This window comes from Comamonas sp. A23 (assembly GCF_004522605.1).
In the GTDB taxonomy this organism is placed as follows: Bacteria; Pseudomonadota; Gammaproteobacteria; order Burkholderiales; family Burkholderiaceae_C; genus Comamonas; species Comamonas thiooxydans.
Map to the genome: position 1 here is coordinate 1 of NZ_RSDT01000013.1, position 14,247 is coordinate 14,247.

The 14,247-nt window shown below is 56.7% G+C and carries 20 protein-coding genes; 16 read left to right on the forward strand and 4 right to left on the reverse strand.

All coding sequences use genetic code 11. The features are described 5' to 3' along the window. The 5 genes from EIC84_RS26065 to EIC84_RS26375 all read left to right on the forward strand — a co-directional run. A partial coding sequence (locus tag EIC84_RS26065) for a hypothetical protein (RefSeq protein ID WP_167599011.1) occupies positions 1-455 on the forward strand: 455 nt, incomplete at its 5' end. Then, positions 455-811, forward strand: coding sequence for a DUF1064 domain-containing protein (locus EIC84_RS22415; RefSeq protein WP_003063512.1), 357 nt, complete (start codon positions 455-457; stop codon positions 809-811). The genes EIC84_RS26065 and EIC84_RS22415, both read left to right, overlap by 1 nt. Further along, positions 808-1,065, forward strand: a complete 258-nt coding sequence (locus tag EIC84_RS22420; RefSeq protein ID WP_003063510.1) for a hypothetical protein — start codon at positions 808-810, stop codon at positions 1,063-1,065. The genes EIC84_RS22415 and EIC84_RS22420 overlap by 4 nt, the downstream gene beginning before the upstream one ends. Further along, the gene (locus EIC84_RS22425; protein WP_003063508.1) at positions 1,056-1,298 is read left to right on the forward strand and encodes a DUF3310 domain-containing protein; all 243 of its coding nucleotides are present in this window, start codon (positions 1,056-1,058) and stop codon (positions 1,296-1,298) included. Before EIC84_RS22420 ends, EIC84_RS22425 begins: the two co-directional genes overlap by 10 nt. Beyond that, positions 1,292-2,287: a hypothetical protein gene (locus EIC84_RS26375; RefSeq protein WP_003063505.1), complete on the forward strand. Its 996-nt coding sequence runs from the start codon at positions 1,292-1,294 to the stop codon at positions 2,285-2,287. Before EIC84_RS22425 ends, EIC84_RS26375 begins: the two co-directional genes overlap by 7 nt. Before the next feature lie 111 nt (positions 2,288-2,398). Here the strand turns inward: EIC84_RS26375 and EIC84_RS22435 are convergent, their stop codons facing one another. Beyond that, the gene (locus tag EIC84_RS22435; protein WP_003063504.1) at positions 2,399-2,731 is read right to left on the reverse strand and encodes a four-helix bundle copper-binding protein; all 333 of its coding nucleotides are present in this window, start codon (positions 2,729-2,731) and stop codon (positions 2,399-2,401) included. Positions 2,732-3,373: 642 nt separating this feature from the next. On the opposite strand from EIC84_RS22435, the gene EIC84_RS26380 reads away from it, so the two are divergent. The 7 genes from EIC84_RS26380 to EIC84_RS22465 all read left to right on the forward strand — a co-directional run bounded on the left by EIC84_RS26380 (position 3,374) and on the right by EIC84_RS22465 (position 9,013). Next, positions 3,374-3,595 (forward strand): HNH endonuclease signature motif containing protein, encoded by a 222-nt coding sequence (locus EIC84_RS26380; RefSeq protein ID WP_003063502.1) that lies wholly within the window; start codon positions 3,374-3,376, stop codon positions 3,593-3,595. Between the two features lie 146 nt (positions 3,596-3,741). After that, on the forward strand, positions 3,742-4,224 hold the full coding sequence (locus tag EIC84_RS22445) for a phage terminase small subunit P27 family (protein ID WP_003063500.1): 483 nt from the start codon (positions 3,742-3,744) through the stop codon (positions 4,222-4,224). Then, complete coding sequence (locus EIC84_RS22450; RefSeq protein WP_003063498.1) at positions 4,217-5,929, forward strand: terminase large subunit; 1,713 nt, start codon at positions 4,217-4,219, stop codon at positions 5,927-5,929. Before EIC84_RS22445 ends, EIC84_RS22450 begins: the two co-directional genes overlap by 8 nt. A gap of 112 nt (positions 5,930-6,041) precedes the next feature. Further along, positions 6,042-6,554 carry a KilA-N domain-containing protein gene (locus tag EIC84_RS22455; RefSeq protein ID WP_034361672.1) on the forward strand — a complete coding sequence of 171 codons (513 nt, stop codon included), beginning with the start codon at positions 6,042-6,044 and terminating at the stop codon, positions 6,552-6,554. A gap of 94 nt (positions 6,555-6,648) precedes the next feature. Next, entirely contained in the window at positions 6,649-6,822 is a 174-nt protein-coding gene (locus tag EIC84_RS26075) for a hypothetical protein (RefSeq protein ID WP_003063494.1), read from the forward strand. Further along, positions 6,822-8,072, forward strand: a complete 1,251-nt coding sequence (locus EIC84_RS22460; protein ID WP_003063492.1) for a phage portal protein — start codon at positions 6,822-6,824, stop codon at positions 8,070-8,072. Before EIC84_RS26075 ends, EIC84_RS22460 begins: the two co-directional genes overlap by 1 nt. Beyond that, the gene (locus EIC84_RS22465) at positions 8,069-9,013 is read left to right on the forward strand and encodes a S49 family peptidase (protein ID WP_003063490.1); all 945 of its coding nucleotides are present in this window, start codon (positions 8,069-8,071) and stop codon (positions 9,011-9,013) included. The genes EIC84_RS22460 and EIC84_RS22465 overlap by 4 nt, the downstream gene beginning before the upstream one ends. Before the next feature lie 28 nt (positions 9,014-9,041). Here the strand turns inward: EIC84_RS22465 and EIC84_RS22470 are convergent, their stop codons facing one another. Then, on the reverse strand, positions 9,042-9,875 hold the full coding sequence (locus EIC84_RS22470) for a hypothetical protein (protein ID WP_131361308.1): 834 nt from the start codon (positions 9,873-9,875) through the stop codon (positions 9,042-9,044). Positions 9,876-10,438: 563 nt separating this feature from the next. Between EIC84_RS22470 and EIC84_RS22480 the strand changes: the two genes are divergently transcribed. Continuing rightward, a complete protein-coding gene (locus EIC84_RS22480; protein WP_003063485.1) occupies positions 10,439-10,954 on the forward strand; it encodes a hypothetical protein in 516 nt (171 codons plus the stop codon). Between the two features lie 129 nt (positions 10,955-11,083). Here the strand turns inward: EIC84_RS22480 and EIC84_RS26080 are convergent, their stop codons facing one another. Next, positions 11,084-11,566 (reverse strand): hypothetical protein, encoded by a 483-nt coding sequence (locus EIC84_RS26080; protein ID WP_003063483.1) that lies wholly within the window; start codon positions 11,564-11,566, stop codon positions 11,084-11,086. An 80-nt stretch (positions 11,567-11,646) separates the two neighbouring features. Next, entirely contained in the window at positions 11,647-12,189 is a 543-nt protein-coding gene (locus EIC84_RS22485; RefSeq protein WP_003063482.1) for an Arc family DNA-binding protein, read from the reverse strand. Between the two features lie 109 nt (positions 12,190-12,298). Between EIC84_RS22485 and EIC84_RS22490 the strand changes: the two genes are divergently transcribed. The 3 genes from EIC84_RS22490 (at position 12,299) to EIC84_RS22500 (ending at position 14,154) form a co-directional block, all read left to right on the forward strand. Further along, positions 12,299-12,493, forward strand: coding sequence for an Arc family DNA-binding protein (locus tag EIC84_RS22490; RefSeq protein ID WP_003063480.1), 195 nt, complete (start codon positions 12,299-12,301; stop codon positions 12,491-12,493). Positions 12,494-12,563: 70 nt separating this feature from the next. Further along, complete coding sequence (locus EIC84_RS22495) at positions 12,564-13,373, forward strand: Bro-N domain-containing protein (RefSeq protein WP_202795908.1); 810 nt, start codon at positions 12,564-12,566, stop codon at positions 13,371-13,373. 13 nt (positions 13,374-13,386) lie between these two features. Then, the gene (locus tag EIC84_RS22500) at positions 13,387-14,154 is read left to right on the forward strand and encodes a BRO family protein (protein WP_003063476.1); all 768 of its coding nucleotides are present in this window, start codon (positions 13,387-13,389) and stop codon (positions 14,152-14,154) included. Positions 14,155-14,247 lie beyond the last annotated feature (93 nt).

A 14,247-nucleotide genomic window follows, 5' to 3' on the forward strand; every position in this document is an offset into this window, starting at 1 on the left:
TGCTGATGCAGGGCTCCTACGGCACCGCTTTCCTGAGCAAGTTCGGCTCCGGTGCTCTGGACGATGACGGGCAAGACATCGGCATGCTGGCTGCGCTCAAGGTCTGGGGTGCTGCGCTGCGCAAATACGCGCCGGAGGTGATCGAAGCTGCAGCCGACCGCATTGCCGACTATCACTCTGAGTTTCCGCCCAGCCTGCCGCAGTTTGAGGCCCTGTGCAAAGCGGCGACGCCCCGCAAGACCTATGCCGAAGAGGCCGGCTTGCTGGCGCTGCCAGCGCCCAAGTTCCAGCGCCTCGATGTGTCCATCGTGGCCCATGGTGATGGCAAGGACTGGGCTCGGAAGATTCTGGCCCGCGCGGATGCCGGCGACAAAACCGTGAGCTATCGCGCCCTGAAGGATGCCAAAGAAGCCTTGGGTCTGAACAAGCGTAGGCAGCAGGAGGGTGTGCATTGATGTTCGCAAAGCGTTCTGGCCACAAGTACGGCAATAGGAAGGTTGTCACTGGAGACGGCACCAAGTTCGACAGCTTGGCTGAGTTGAACCGCTGGGGTCACTTGAAAATGCTGCAGCGTGGCGGCCATATCAGCGATCTGCGCCGGCAGGTGGTGTTCGAGATGGTCCCATCGGTGAAGTTTGCTGGCGCTGCGCGCGCCCGGCCCGCCATTCGCTACATCGCTGACTTCGTGTACATGGAAAAGGGCATCGAGGTGATTGAGGATGTGAAGGGCGTGGAGACCTCTGAATTCAAGCTCAAGCGGCACCTGATGAAGGCGCTGCTGGGCCTGGAAGTGAAGGTGGTCAAAAAATGACCCAGGCATTGAACCCAGCATTCTTTGGCAAGGTCGTGCCGCTGGCTGGCCAGCGCAAGCCGCCGAGCACATCGCGCATCACGCGGCTGGTGTGGCCGACCTATGAGCGCCTGAGCGACGGCCACTACCTGATCGAGCACTGGATGGAGAACCGCTGCTGCAACCGGGTGCAGGTGGGAAGCAGCATGGTTTGCGTGGTCGACGACTACGGAAGTCTGGTGGCAGTAGAGGACCGGGGGCGGGCATGGTGGTGAAAAGCGCTCTGGACACTCAGGCGGGAGGGAGCCATTACAAGGACTGCAAGATCCAGCCGATTGAGTTCATCGATGCCAATGGTCTGGACTTCTTTCAGGGAAACATCGTCAAGTACGCAACCCGGCACAAGGCCAAGAACGGTGCCGAGGATTTGCGCAAGGTGATCCATTACGCACAGCTGGCGCTGGAACTCCAGTACGGCGAGAAGCCGGAAGAAGGATCCACATGCTGATGCGTCGTACCCCACTCAAGCCCGGTAAGGGCTTCAAGTCTCGCGGCTCATGGGCTGGCGCTGGGCTCCGCGATGAGCAGGACGAGGGTCATCACTGTGAGCCCGGCCAGGCTGGCAGTCGTGAGCAACGGCTGCAGGAGCGCGCCCAGCGCCAGCTAGATAGTGCCCGTGCAACGGCTGAGATGGTGCCTGTCAATGTGGTGATGGTCCCTGGCGCCGGATCCACTGGGATTGCAGTGCGCAAGGAGAAGGCGATCGAGAGCGAGCCCTACCGCCGGCTGGTCGCTCAGCTGCCTTGCATGTGGTGTGGCACTGAGGGTTACAGCCAGCATGCCCACCTCAATTACGGCAAGGGCCTTGGCATGAAGACGGACGACCGCACGGGCTTCCCGCTCTGTTGCAGCCGGCCTGGCGTTGAAGGCTGCCATGTGGCCTATGACAACTATCGACTGCTGGAGAGCGGAGGGCGCGAGGCCCACCGTGAGTACGGCCTGGAGGCCGGGCGCTTTACGCGCGAGCTGGTTCTGAAGGCGGGCCTGTGGCCGGCTTCATTGCCGAGGTGGTTTGAAGACCAGCCACAGGCGGAAGATCAAAACAATCAGGAGCGAGCATTGAGCAGCACAGCAACACAGCAGATTGACATTGGTCAAGCCAGTAGCGTAGTGAATGAGATCCTGCAAGAGTGGCACCAGTGGTGCTCGAACACCAAAGTGGGGTCTGGCTACGGGAATAGGTCGGTGTCCTGCAGCCTTGGCCCAGGAGGTGGCGGCGCGTGGGAGGTTGCGGACCTGGAAGCTGTGGACGCTGTGATCGACGAAATCCCGCAGCCACACCGTACAGCCATCTCTTTCATTGCGCGCAACCTGGCTTGCCGCGCCCAGGTCTGGAGCAGCCCGCGTCTGCCCACTCAACGTGACGAGCTACAGGTGCTGCTGCTGGAGGCACGCAATATTCTGACGCGCGGCCTCATCACAAAAGGCGTGCTCTGATGCTTGACGCTTCACATTTTTTTGGCAGAATACGAAGCGGACCGGGGTAACTGCGTCCAAAATTTACAAAGCCTCAGCCTAATCGCTGGGGCTTTTTGCAATCGGCATTGGTCAATTGATCAGCGCATGACATTCCTTGGCACAAGCGTGGCAATCAATTGCGCACCTCCTGGTATGTTCGCGAAGGTGCTGCTCACATTCGTTGGCACATGCTAGGCAGATCTCGCCGCACAGCTTGCAAAAGTGCTTGGCCATCTCACTGTTGCGAGCCATAGCGCCTGAAGCCAGTGCGCATACGGCCGCGCAATCCATGTTCATTGCAATGCAACCAGCCATGGGACTCACGTCCTGCTCTTTAAGGCACTCGGCAATACAAGCATTACATGCAGTGATGCAGGCGTTACAAGCATCGATGCACCCTAAGTATTGATAGGTTGAGTTCATTGACTTCTCCTGAATGGGTGTGAAGGCTCACTATCAATTGGGTGCTTGCTAGCAGTGTGTTGGTGTAGGTGGATGTGCCAACATTCCGTCCAAGACGATTTGTGTTCCCTATCGCTGTGCCGCGGGCACTTGTTTGATCGCCTCGGCGGCTTTTTATTCACGGTTCGCTACCACCTAGCACGCCCGACGATCACGCACATTGCAGTAGGGGCGGATCACTCGGTGGCGGCACCTATGTCTGTGACAAAAACAGAAAGGGCCTACTAGGTAGGCCCTTGACTCACTGAAACTTGCCGATAGACGAGGGTGTAAATGAACTTCAGTTGTGATCTCTCTCTGGATGGAGTCTCTGGTGAGTGATTCCATTCTGATCTTCTGGTGCAGGAGGTTGCTAGGTGTTATCCCTTGGGTATTTTGCGGGGATGTGCATCGAAAAGGCGGTGCAGCATCAGGGACGGGTTGGTAATGCCTCAGCGCCCTAACAAGCCTTGTCGCCATCGAGGCTGCAATACCCTGTCGCGCTCGTCCTCGGGTTTTTGCGATGAGCACCAGTCCGAAGCCAGTGGCTGGAATCATCCGGGGCGAGGCTCGGCCAAGTCGCGTGGCTATGACTATGCGTGGCAGAAGATTCGAGAGTGGGTCATGCAACGCGATGCGTGCTTGTGCCAGCCATGCCTCAAGCTCGGTGCGGTGTCGGGCGCGCAAGAGGTCGATCACATTGTCTCGAAGGCCCAGGCAAAGCGGTTGGGCTGGACCCGAGAGCAAATGGACGCAAGAGAAAACCTGCAGGCGATCTGCAGGGCTTGCCACGCCGTTAAAACGGCGCGGGAGTCGCAGGGCTTGTTCACCTCAATTCTGACCTGATCGCTTCGCATGCGGGCTGCATCGCGCTGCTTGGGTGGTTCTGGGTGGGGAGGGGGAGGGTCGAAACCAGGGCACCACCGCCCTCTAGACCGACCGGTTCGTCGAATTTTTACGCCCGCGAAATATGAAATTTAACTGGAGGCCCGATGGCAGGTGCTGCTGGGCGCTCTGGCCGTCGCCCCAAACCTACGGCAAAGAAGCTGCTAGCTGGTAATCCAGGCAAGCGTGCTCTCAATCAAGCTGAACCGGACTTCGAGCTGGTTCTGAATATCGATTGCCCCGACTGGATGGGAGACAACGGCCGGATGCTCTGGGAAGCCGTGGCGCCTCAGTTGTGCAAAGAGCGCATTTTGGCGGCGACAGATATTCAGAACCTTGAGGTGTACTGCTCCGCTTATGACCAGTTTCGGATGGCCCAGGCGGATATCGCCCAGAACGGAGTGACGGTCTCTGGAGCCATGGGTGGCGTGATCAAGAACCCCGCAGCGACAGCCCTCAAAGAGGCGACGGCCATGATGGCCAGCTATGGCGGAATGCTGGGGCTGGACCCGTCCAGTCGACAGCGAATGATGGGGACAGGCAAGAAGAAGCAGAGCGACAACCCGTTTGCAGGGGTCATCAATGGCTAAATATCCGGCGGTGGATGCAGTCAACAAGTTCGCCAAGGCCGTAATTGCAGGAAAGGTTCCTGCATGTCGATATGTCCGGCAGGCCTGCCAGCGTCATCTGGATGATCTGCTGGCCAGCAAAAGCAAGACCTACCCCTACGAGTTTGATGCGAAGGAGGCGCAGAAGAAGATTGCTCTGATCGAGCTGCTGCCACACACCAAGGGCGAATGGGGCTTCAAGCGCCAGTTGATCACCCTTGAGCCGTGGCAGAAGTTCGGTTTGGCTTGCACCTTTGGATGGAAGCGCAAGAAGGATGGTCTTCGCCGCTTTCGTGAAAGCTACTGGGAGGTCAATCGCAAGAACGGCAAGAGCGTCATTGCCGCCGGCGTGGGTCTGGCCATGTTTGCGGCCGACAACGAGTTTGGCGCCGAGGTTTACTCCGGGGCCACCACAGAAAAGCAGGCATGGGAGGTGTTTCGGCCGGCGCGACTGATGGCAATGCGATCACCCATGTTGCTGGAGGCTGCGGGCATCGAGGTCAATGCCTCCAATCTGAACAAGCCAGGCGATGGCAGCCGCTTTGAGCCCATCATTGGCAACCCCGGTGACGGTGCCAGTCCATCATGCTCCATCGTGGACGAGTACCACGAGCACGATAGTGATGCGCTCTACACCACCATGCTCACGGGCATGGGCGCGCGCAAACAGCCTCTGATGTTCATCATCACCACGGCCGGCTACAACATCGAAGGCCCGTGCTATGACAAGCGTCGCGAAGTGGTGGAGATGCTCGACGGCACCGTTCCCAACGACGAGTTGTTTGGCTGGATCTGGACCGTTGATCCAGAGGATGACTGGAAAGATCCAAAGGTGCTGGCCAAGGCCAACCCCAATATCGGCGTGTCGGTCTATCAGGAGTACTTGGAAAGCCAGCAGCGAAGGGCCATCCAGCAGGCGCGCTTCACCAACACCTTCAAAACCAAGCACCTGGGTCTCTGGGTAACGGCTAAAGCCGGTTACTTCAACATGACCCAGTGGGAGGCGTGTGAGGATGAAACGCTGAATCTGGCTGATTTCGAAGGCCAGTCGGTGGTGTTGTCGTTCGACTTGGCTCGCAAGTTGGACATGAACAGCATGGCCCGCCTGTTCTGGCGCGACATTGACGGAAGACGGCACTACTACAGCATCGCTCCACGGTTCTGGGTGCCAGAGGACACGGTCAACAACAGCGACAACCGGCGGATGGCCGAGCGCTTGCAGAAGTGGGTCAATACAGGCCATCTGCTGACCACCGATGGTGCCGAGATTGACTACCGCGAGATTCTGGAAGAGGCCAAGGATGCTGCAAGGCTCAATCCTGTCGAAGCTTCGCCCATGGATCCGCACGGCGCCACCAACTTGGCACATCAGCTTGATGACGAAGGCTTGCTTCCGATCACCATCATCCAAAACTACACCAACATGAGCGACCCGATGAAGGAATTGGAGGCGGCCATCATGTCCGGGCGCTTTCATCACGATGGCAACCCGCTCATGACCTGGTGCATGGGCAATGTGATCGGAAAGCACCTGGTCGGCAACGACGATATCGTGCGCCCCATCAAGCAAGGTAACGACAACAAGATTGACGGAGCCGTAGCACTGATCATGGCGATTGGCCGCGCAATGCCTGGCAAGCAGGCAGAGCAGGAGGCCAGCATCTATGACAGTGGAGTCGGCATCTAGCCATCCAGACAGCTTGATCGGCTGGCCCTATCTATTACGAGAGCTGCTCAGCAGTCAATCAGCAGACCGCCCTTGAGGCGGTTTCTCGTTTGCGCACCGCGAAAGGACAACTGTGAATCCATTAACCATATCCAGAATCGTCGTCCGTCAAGATGCCAGCGGCCGATATTGTCTTAACGATCTGCACCGTGCCGCGGTGGCTCGAGGAAAGGCAACTAGAAGCCAGCGGCCAGGTTCGTTTATGAAGCGACCCGAGACTGTGGCTTTGATCGCTGCGATGAAAAAGCGATGCACTGTCCAGTGCATCGAACCTGTATTGACTGTTAGAGGCGGCTCGCAAGCGGAACAGGGGACATTTGTATCCAAGACGCTGGTCATCGCATATGCCATGTGGATTGACGCTGATTTCCATCTCGACGTTATCGAGGCATTCGACTCCATGCAGACCGCCAGCCTTGGCTTGTGGCAGCAACTGCAAACCGCAATTGCTCAGGAGGTCGAGTCCAAGGTGCGTGCGTCATTCGGTTCGCACTTGATGAATGAGCGCAAAAAGGAAAAGCAGCCACTGCTGAACCGCATCTTCCAGCTGGAGTCTGAGATTCAGCCTTCACTGCCGCTTCACTGATTTACCACTGTCCTTTCGTGGTTGCCACCCTCGGGTGGCTTTTTTTTGTTCCCGTCGCCTGGGATTGGCCCCTGGTGGCCTCTCCTTCACGCCCATGAAAAACCTCCTCAACCTCATTACCCGCGAGCTCGTGGGCCTGGCATTCATGGTGGTGGGCTTTGTCTGTTTGCTGGCCGGCATTGCCGCGCACTTCTCTCTGGCGGTCGCGGCCATGGTGGGCGGTTGCCTGCTGCTGGTTGCAGGCGTTGCCATTGATCGGATGAGCTGATGCTGTTCAACAAAAGAGAAACCGCCGAGCAGGCGGGCGCCCGTGTTGGCTGGCTGTCATCCATACTTGGTGGCTCCAAGCAATCGGCTGCCGGCCAGCTGGTTACGCCGCAGACGGCCTTGGCTTTGCCTGTGCTGCAGAACTGTGTGTCGCTGTTGGCCGAGTCTGTGGCTCAACTGCCGCTCGAAGTGTTCGAGCGCCTGGAGGACGGCTCCCGCAAGTCTGCAGATGCCCATCCGGCCTATGCGCTGCTCAAGTTCGCTCCCAATGATTGGCAGACGCCATTCGAGTCGCGTGAGTACGCGCAAACGGCTTTGGGGCTGCGCGGCAACGCCTACAGCTTCATTGAGCGCGACGGCCGCGGCAACCCCACGGCGCTGATCCCGCTCAACCCGGGCGATGTTCAGGTGTTCAAGGGCCCGGACCTCAAGCCGTATTACTCGATTGATGGCAAGGAGCCGGTGCCTGCGCGCTTTGTTCACCACGTGCGCTGGGTATCGCTGGACAAGTACACCGGCCTTTCGCCCATCGCCCTGCACGCCAACAGCATTGGCTATGCGCTGGCGCTGGAGGAGTACGGCGGCAAGTCCTTCCTACATGGCACCGCGCTGTCCGGCGTGCTGGAGCGCCCTAAGGAAGCCGCGGCCATCAAGGAACAAAGCGCCATTGATGCGCTGACCAACAACTGGCAGGCCAAGTTCGGGGGGGCGCCCAATGCAGGCAAGGTGGCGCTGCTGCAAGAGGGCATGACCTTCAAAGCCCTGTCCATGAACAACGTGGACGCGGAGCTGATCGGCGCGTTGAAGCTGGCCGCGGTGGACATCACTCGCATCTACAAGATGCCGCCACCCATGGTCGGGATGATGGAGGCCGCCACGTACAACAACGTGGAAAACCTCCAGATCCAGTTCGTGATCTACACCCTGATGCCATGGCTTCGCCGTCATGAGCAGGCGCTGCAGCGCGATCTGCTGCTGCCCTCTGAGCGAAGCCGCTACTACATCGAGTTCAACATCGGCGGCCTGCTGCGCGGTAACCAGGAGGCGCGCTTCAAGGCTTACGCCGTGGCGCGCCAATGGGGCTGGCTGTCGGTCAACGACATTCGTCGCCTGGAAAACCTGCCACCAGTCACCGGCGGCGATGTGTACCTGCAGCCCCTGAATATGGTCGGGGCCGACACGCAGATGCCCGAAAAACTCACTGATGCATCGGACGAGCAAGTCCGCGATATCCAGAAGGCCCTGACATGAAAAACTTTCCTCGCATCGCCAGCATGATCTTCAACACTCCGCAGATGGTGCGTGAAGACTGGCTGGACATGGCTGTGAACTGGGCCAACCAGGCGATGAACCTGAACATCGTCAACCTCAACCCTGGCGGTCAGGTCATGGCCATGGAGGATGACGAGCCAGTCAACGCCATCTCTCCGGCAGAGCGCCGCCTCAACGCCGCCCGTGAAAGCGGTGTCTATGTCCTGCCCATTCATGGCGCCCTGGTCTCGCGCTCCGCGCACATGGACATGTGCACCACCATGACTAGCTACGAAGGCATTCGCACCCAGCTGCAGGCCGCGCTGGCTGATGATGCTGTGGAGCATGTCGCGCTGGATGTGGACAGCCCTGGCGGCTCAGCCACCGGCATGACCGACCTGGCAGAAGAGATCTTTGCGGCCCGCTCCATCAAGCCCATCACGGCTATCGTGAACTTCTCCTGCTACTCAGCAGCCTACGGTCTGGCCAGCGCGGCCAACGAGATCGTGCTCAGCAAATCCTCGGGTGTGGGTTCCATCGGCGTCATCGCGCGACACGTGGACATGAGCAAGCGCTATGAAGAGCAGGGCATTAAAGTCACCACCATCTTTGCCGGCGCCCGCAAGGCGGACCTGGCCAGTGATGCTCCGCTGAGTACAGAAGCCGCGCAGTGGCTGAACGAGCTGGTACAGCAAAACTATGCGGAGTTCACGGAGCTGGTGGCCCGCAATCGTGGCCTGACAGTGGCCGCGGTGCGCGGTACCGAAGCGGGGGTGTACTTTGGTGGCAAGGGCATTGAGCTGGGCCTAGCGGACCGCATTGAACCGCCACAAGCGGCCATCAATCGCATCGCAGCCAGTGTTTCGGCTGGGCGAAAACCTCAGCCAGTGCGCAGTTTTAGTGCGCGTGCTGCGGCAATGGGCTGCCAGAGTCGATCCTAATCATCATCCGCGATCTGTTAGTCGATCGTCAGGGGCATGATCGATGCATTCGGATGAGCTCTAGGAGTGTCTTGAAATTCTCATCTGTATCGGCACTCTTCCAGCGATTCGCAAATCTGGCAACAATCTGGACATTGTCTGGGTGATAGTGTTCAGTCGAATCAATTCGATCCAATGAAGGCGTGAGATCGCCTTCGGTAACATTGGGGTCTAAGGGAATTCCTGTAAGCGCACATCGAAGCTCGGTGGCATGAAGGAGTTTTTGCAGGACTTGTCTAAAGTGATCTTCAGAGGCAAATTGCCAAAGCTTGTCTTTGGCAGCACTGCGAGATATTTGTCCGCTTTGCGCGCAGGTTTGCTGAACTGTTTTGAGCATTCTTTCGATCGTTTGTTCAACCGCGGAAGGTTTTTGAATCGGCAACGAAGGCACTGACCAACGGCGATTCTCTTGAGGTATGGAGAGCTGCTGTTGCAGAAGTTGAAGAAATTCCAGTGCTCCGGTGAGTTTGACTCCGATTCGGAAGTGTTCCTTCTGACTAGGAGCGTGATTCCCTGATGGCAGATGCTGCAAGTGCCTTTGGGATTCAAGCCAATTCCAAATATCTAGGTGCCGCCTTGGATCGTCATTTGGCCAAGCTAGAGGAGGTGGGTCTACTGCAATCTCAAGATCGTTTCCGGGTGTAATTACATTTCTATAGATCGAAACAGCCCATTTTTCGTGATGTCTGACACTTCGAGCTATGGGATGAATCAGGTACCTCCCATCGATGAGTTGAGAATCTGCTCCGCGCCTGAGAACTCGGGTTCTAGTGAAAATTTCGACCAGCTGATCGAGTTCTGCATCTGTGACTTTGCGTGGCATATCTAATCCTTTTGAGATAGAGAATATTGGAAGTGGTGCGAGAGAAGCCTTTCAGTAGACTGAAAACCATTTGTTACCATCGATCTAGAAAAAATATTGGGGAGCGGAATGGCAAGATGGATCGTGGTTGCTTTTATGCTGTTTCTTGCGGGGTGTGCATCGCAGCAAAGTGCTGAATATTCCGGCCTGCCGGACATAGCTTGTACGCCGTTCGAGGCGCATGTCACAAGCGATGATGAAAGTGTCCCTGCGACGTTTATTTGTCCAACTGGCGGTGCCCGCGCAAACTACGCAGCTAATTCGTGTGCATGGGTCGATGGGTACTACAGAAAGGATGGGGCATATGTCCCAGGTCATACCCGGTGTCGATACAACAATCCTGCACCGATCACCTACACGCCTGGTGCTGGCTCTGGTGCGGCTCCCTGCGTAACTGGCTATTGCGGTTCTGTGAATGTGCGAGGTTATTACCGCAAGGACGGAACTTATGTGCGTCCACACACCCGCAGTCGTGGACGCCGCTAGTGGCATTTGGATCAAACTCAACTGGTAGGTAGTTAAGAATGCTTGATCGAGTTCCTGTTCCAACGGACAACATCTATAAATTCATCGCGCTGTTTTCGCTGGTGGCCGCGATATTCGCAGTATGGGCAGCCCTTACTTTGCACAATGCGGCAAATGAGGTTGTTTACACAAACCTACCCGAAGTTGAATCCCTCAAGAAGCTGGATAGCAGGAGCCATGAGCAAGAGCTCATGCTTTCGTTGAAGCAGAGGCGGATCGAAATTGCAAAGGCTGACAAGAAGACTCTGACCAATGTTCTCAGCGGCCTACTTGGCTTCGCGGTCGTTGGAATAGGTTATGGCTTCTGGAAATGGCACAAAGAAATTCAGCCACTCACTGATGCACAAAACAAGGCGCAGCTAGAGATCTTGCAACTACAGATTGAGAAGCTCAGGCTCGAGAATCAGAAGTTGGCCGAGTCACTAAAGGGCGATGAGCCGCCGCTTGTTGCTCCCAGTCCACCGCAGCCAAGTGTGCTAGCTCAGGTGGTTGCCGCGCTATTGACCAGACGCTGATAGAGCAAAGCCCCTCGTGAGGGGCTCGATTGGATCAGTCTGTGGGGCTTATCCATCAAGCATTAGTCGCTGCCTACCTGTGCTGTTTTCTGTTCACGAGACGTGGAAGCCCGGTTGGCGTGTTGGAGGTCACGGCCCCATCAAAACCTTGCCGATAACCTCGATGGCTGCCGGAGCCTTCTCGAGCCCTAGGTCCACAAGCTTTAGCACGAGGTGTTTTGTAGCTTCGCCGGGCAGCTCGCGAAGTTGATCAAGAAATCGCTTCTTTTCGGGTTCCGGAAGGTCCGACTCAAGAATTTTGCTTTCAATCAGAGATTTGATGGTGTCGTCGTGGAGTTTGATCGTCACGACCCCCAGGATTGCTGACAAACCGCCATCGTCTGCCAGAAAGTCCATGCCCTTTGCGGTAGCCCTAGCTGAAAACGCCCGCGGAGCTTTGTCAGAAAGTGCTTGCGAGAACTTTGCTTCGCATAAGCCGTGCTCGTGCAAATAGGCTAGGTTCACTGCGCTCCCCGATAACTCGGCCTCCCAGCCTTGAACACTAACAGTGGCGGGGTACTGATCAGCAAGTTTCTGCAAAAGAGTGCGTTGCAACTTTCGGTCAAGGCTCATGTTGTTCCTCTGATTTTTTGTTCAGCCCAGCAACGGGCTTTTGCTGCAAAAGTCAGTTCTTACTATTGCATGGGCATGAATTAATGATCGGCGAGTTTTTTTGAGGATGGACGCTTCGAGCGGAAGCGACGTGGCTCATCAGGGAGAGATGTGGCTTTTAACTTCACCAATCGATCAATAGCAGCATTTGCCTGCTCTGTGAGCGCATCGAGTTGCCTTTTGTCCACAGAGTCCATTCGCTCAGAGGACATCTCAAACACATCTTCTAATTCGGCAATGTCGTCTTCTGGAAACGTGTGCGGAATTTTATGCTTATTGATTAGCTTGATGGCTTCAAGTGCGATGCCTGATGCAATACAGCTGTCAATAGCTAGCGTTTCCGCCTCCATCCGACTGTCCGCCAACTCAAGCTCCAGCGTGGCTATGCGTAAGGCCAATGCGTGCAAGTTTGGATCACTCGATGCCCCAGATACGAAGCTTCCCTCCAGCCGGGCCACGATCTCGGCGTTGAGGGTGCGGTTGTTGGACTTCGCTTCTGCTTTTAGTTTGTCACGCATGCCATCTGGCAGTCGCAGCATGAACTTGTCTGAGTCGCGGCCAGTGGTGGGTGTGTCTGTTGCCATAGCAAAAGTATAGCTAGTGTCACTGTGACTTAAAAATCCATTGACAAAGGAGTCACGGTGACATAAATTTCAATAAATAAGTCACCGTGACTTGTTTTGAAAGGACTCTATGAATGAACTTCCCAATACCAGCCCCAGCCTGACGGCAGACAAGTTCTTGATGCGTTTCTATCAGGACGGGCTCCGCAAGCAACTGAAAGTGCGCGCCGCTCAAAACGAACGAACCCTCAACGCGGAAATTCTCTACCTCATCAAGCGAGGCCTGGAAGCAGAGGGCGCGCTGCTTGTATCACAGGGTTCCTGAAATGCAAGGGGGTTGCATTTCCAGATTGCGTGGGATTCTTAAATCACAGCAACTGAACGGAGAAGAAGCGATGAAATCGAAGCCCACAAAGAAAAACGCCTTGGAGCTACTACCTTCCAAGGCGTCGAGTGTCAAAAACCAAGTTCTCACACAAGGATTCGACATGTCAGATTCTAACGTACAGGTACAAAAAAGTATCACCAGTTCCGAACAGGGCTCAGATGCTCTGTCTTTTAACAACATCACGTTCAACGTGGTGGAGCGCACAGGCAAGGCTTGGCTGAAGGCTGTTGAAATCGGCCGGGCTCTTGGCTATGTCGATGACAAGGCGGTCCAGCGGATCTACGCGCGCCACGCCGACGAGTTCACCAGCGAAATGACAGGGGTGGTCAACTTGACCACCCCTTCCGGAAAGCAAGATGCGCGAGTCTTCTCTCTGCGTGGCGCTCACCTGCTGGCTATGTTTGCGCGCACCAAGGTTGCCAAGGACTTTCGCAAGTGGGTGCTGGATGTGCTGGACCGTGAAGTGCAGCGACAAGCGCAGATGCAGGGGGCGGATACAGCACTGACGCTGGCGCGCGACGGTGCATTCGCCGGACTGGTGATTGCCGCGCGCCGCAAGCTGGTCACAGCCCTCGCGGACTTCGAGCGCCAGATGGCTGTTTGGGAAATCGTTGACGAGGAGGCCGATAGGTCGATGCCGGTCCCACAGATGCAGGAGATCAGCACGCGCCTTGAGCGGCTGGGCAAGCTCTTTCACCCATTCAGCGACCAGTTTGTGGATGTGCTGGGCATCAGTCGTGCGCTGCGAGGCCTGGACCCTCGTATGGGAGCCAGCAAGGCTGGCTGGGTTGAAGTTCTGCCCAAGATCACTGCATAACAGGGAGTCACTTATGAGCAATATCACACCATTTGTCTTCGATGGTCACAACGTCACCGTGATTGCGGATGATGACGGAAGCCTGCGCTTTGTAGCGATGGAGGTGGCTGACATTCTTGGCTACTCCGACGCATATGAGATGACGAAGCGCCTGGATGACGACGAAAAGCAAAACCGGCATATCGCCGGTTTTGGGCCCCGGGGTGTAACGATCATCACAGAGTCTGGACTTTATGACGCAATCCTGGGTAGCTCTAAGCCTGAGGCTAAGCCGTTCCAAAAGTGGGTGCGCGCCGAAGTGCTGCCGAGCATCCGAAAGACTGGCAGCTATACAACCAAGGTTGCCACGACGCCACTCAAGGCAACTGCTGACGCTGCCCGGGCATTTGCGCCGCTGGTTCGCGTTGCCCGTCTGCTGGGATGCGACAAGAATGCGGCCGCAATCAGTGCGAATCAGGCCATCTATCAGATGACCAGCATCAATCTGATGCAGCAATTGGGGCACACGCACCTGGAGGCGGAGAGCCAGGAGGGCCAGTGGTACACGCCGACAGAGCTGGGCAAAGTCATTGGTGCCAGCGCGCGTGGCACCAATCTGCTGCTGGCTGAGGCCGGGCTGCAGATGAAGCTGGGCGAAAAATGGGAGGCTACCGATGCTGGCAAGGACTTCTGCCGCCTGTTTGACACAGGCAAGAAGCACGGTAGCGGTGTCTCGGTGACCCAGATGAAGTGGTCACGCACCGTGATACCGCTGCTTGGCGAGCGCAAGGAAGTCGCCTGACCGGATAGCGCTCCATATCAATGCAAAACCCGCCACGGCGGGTTTTTTACTTTCTGCCGCTTGGGTTTGGGCCCGGGTGGTTTGTTCGCGCCC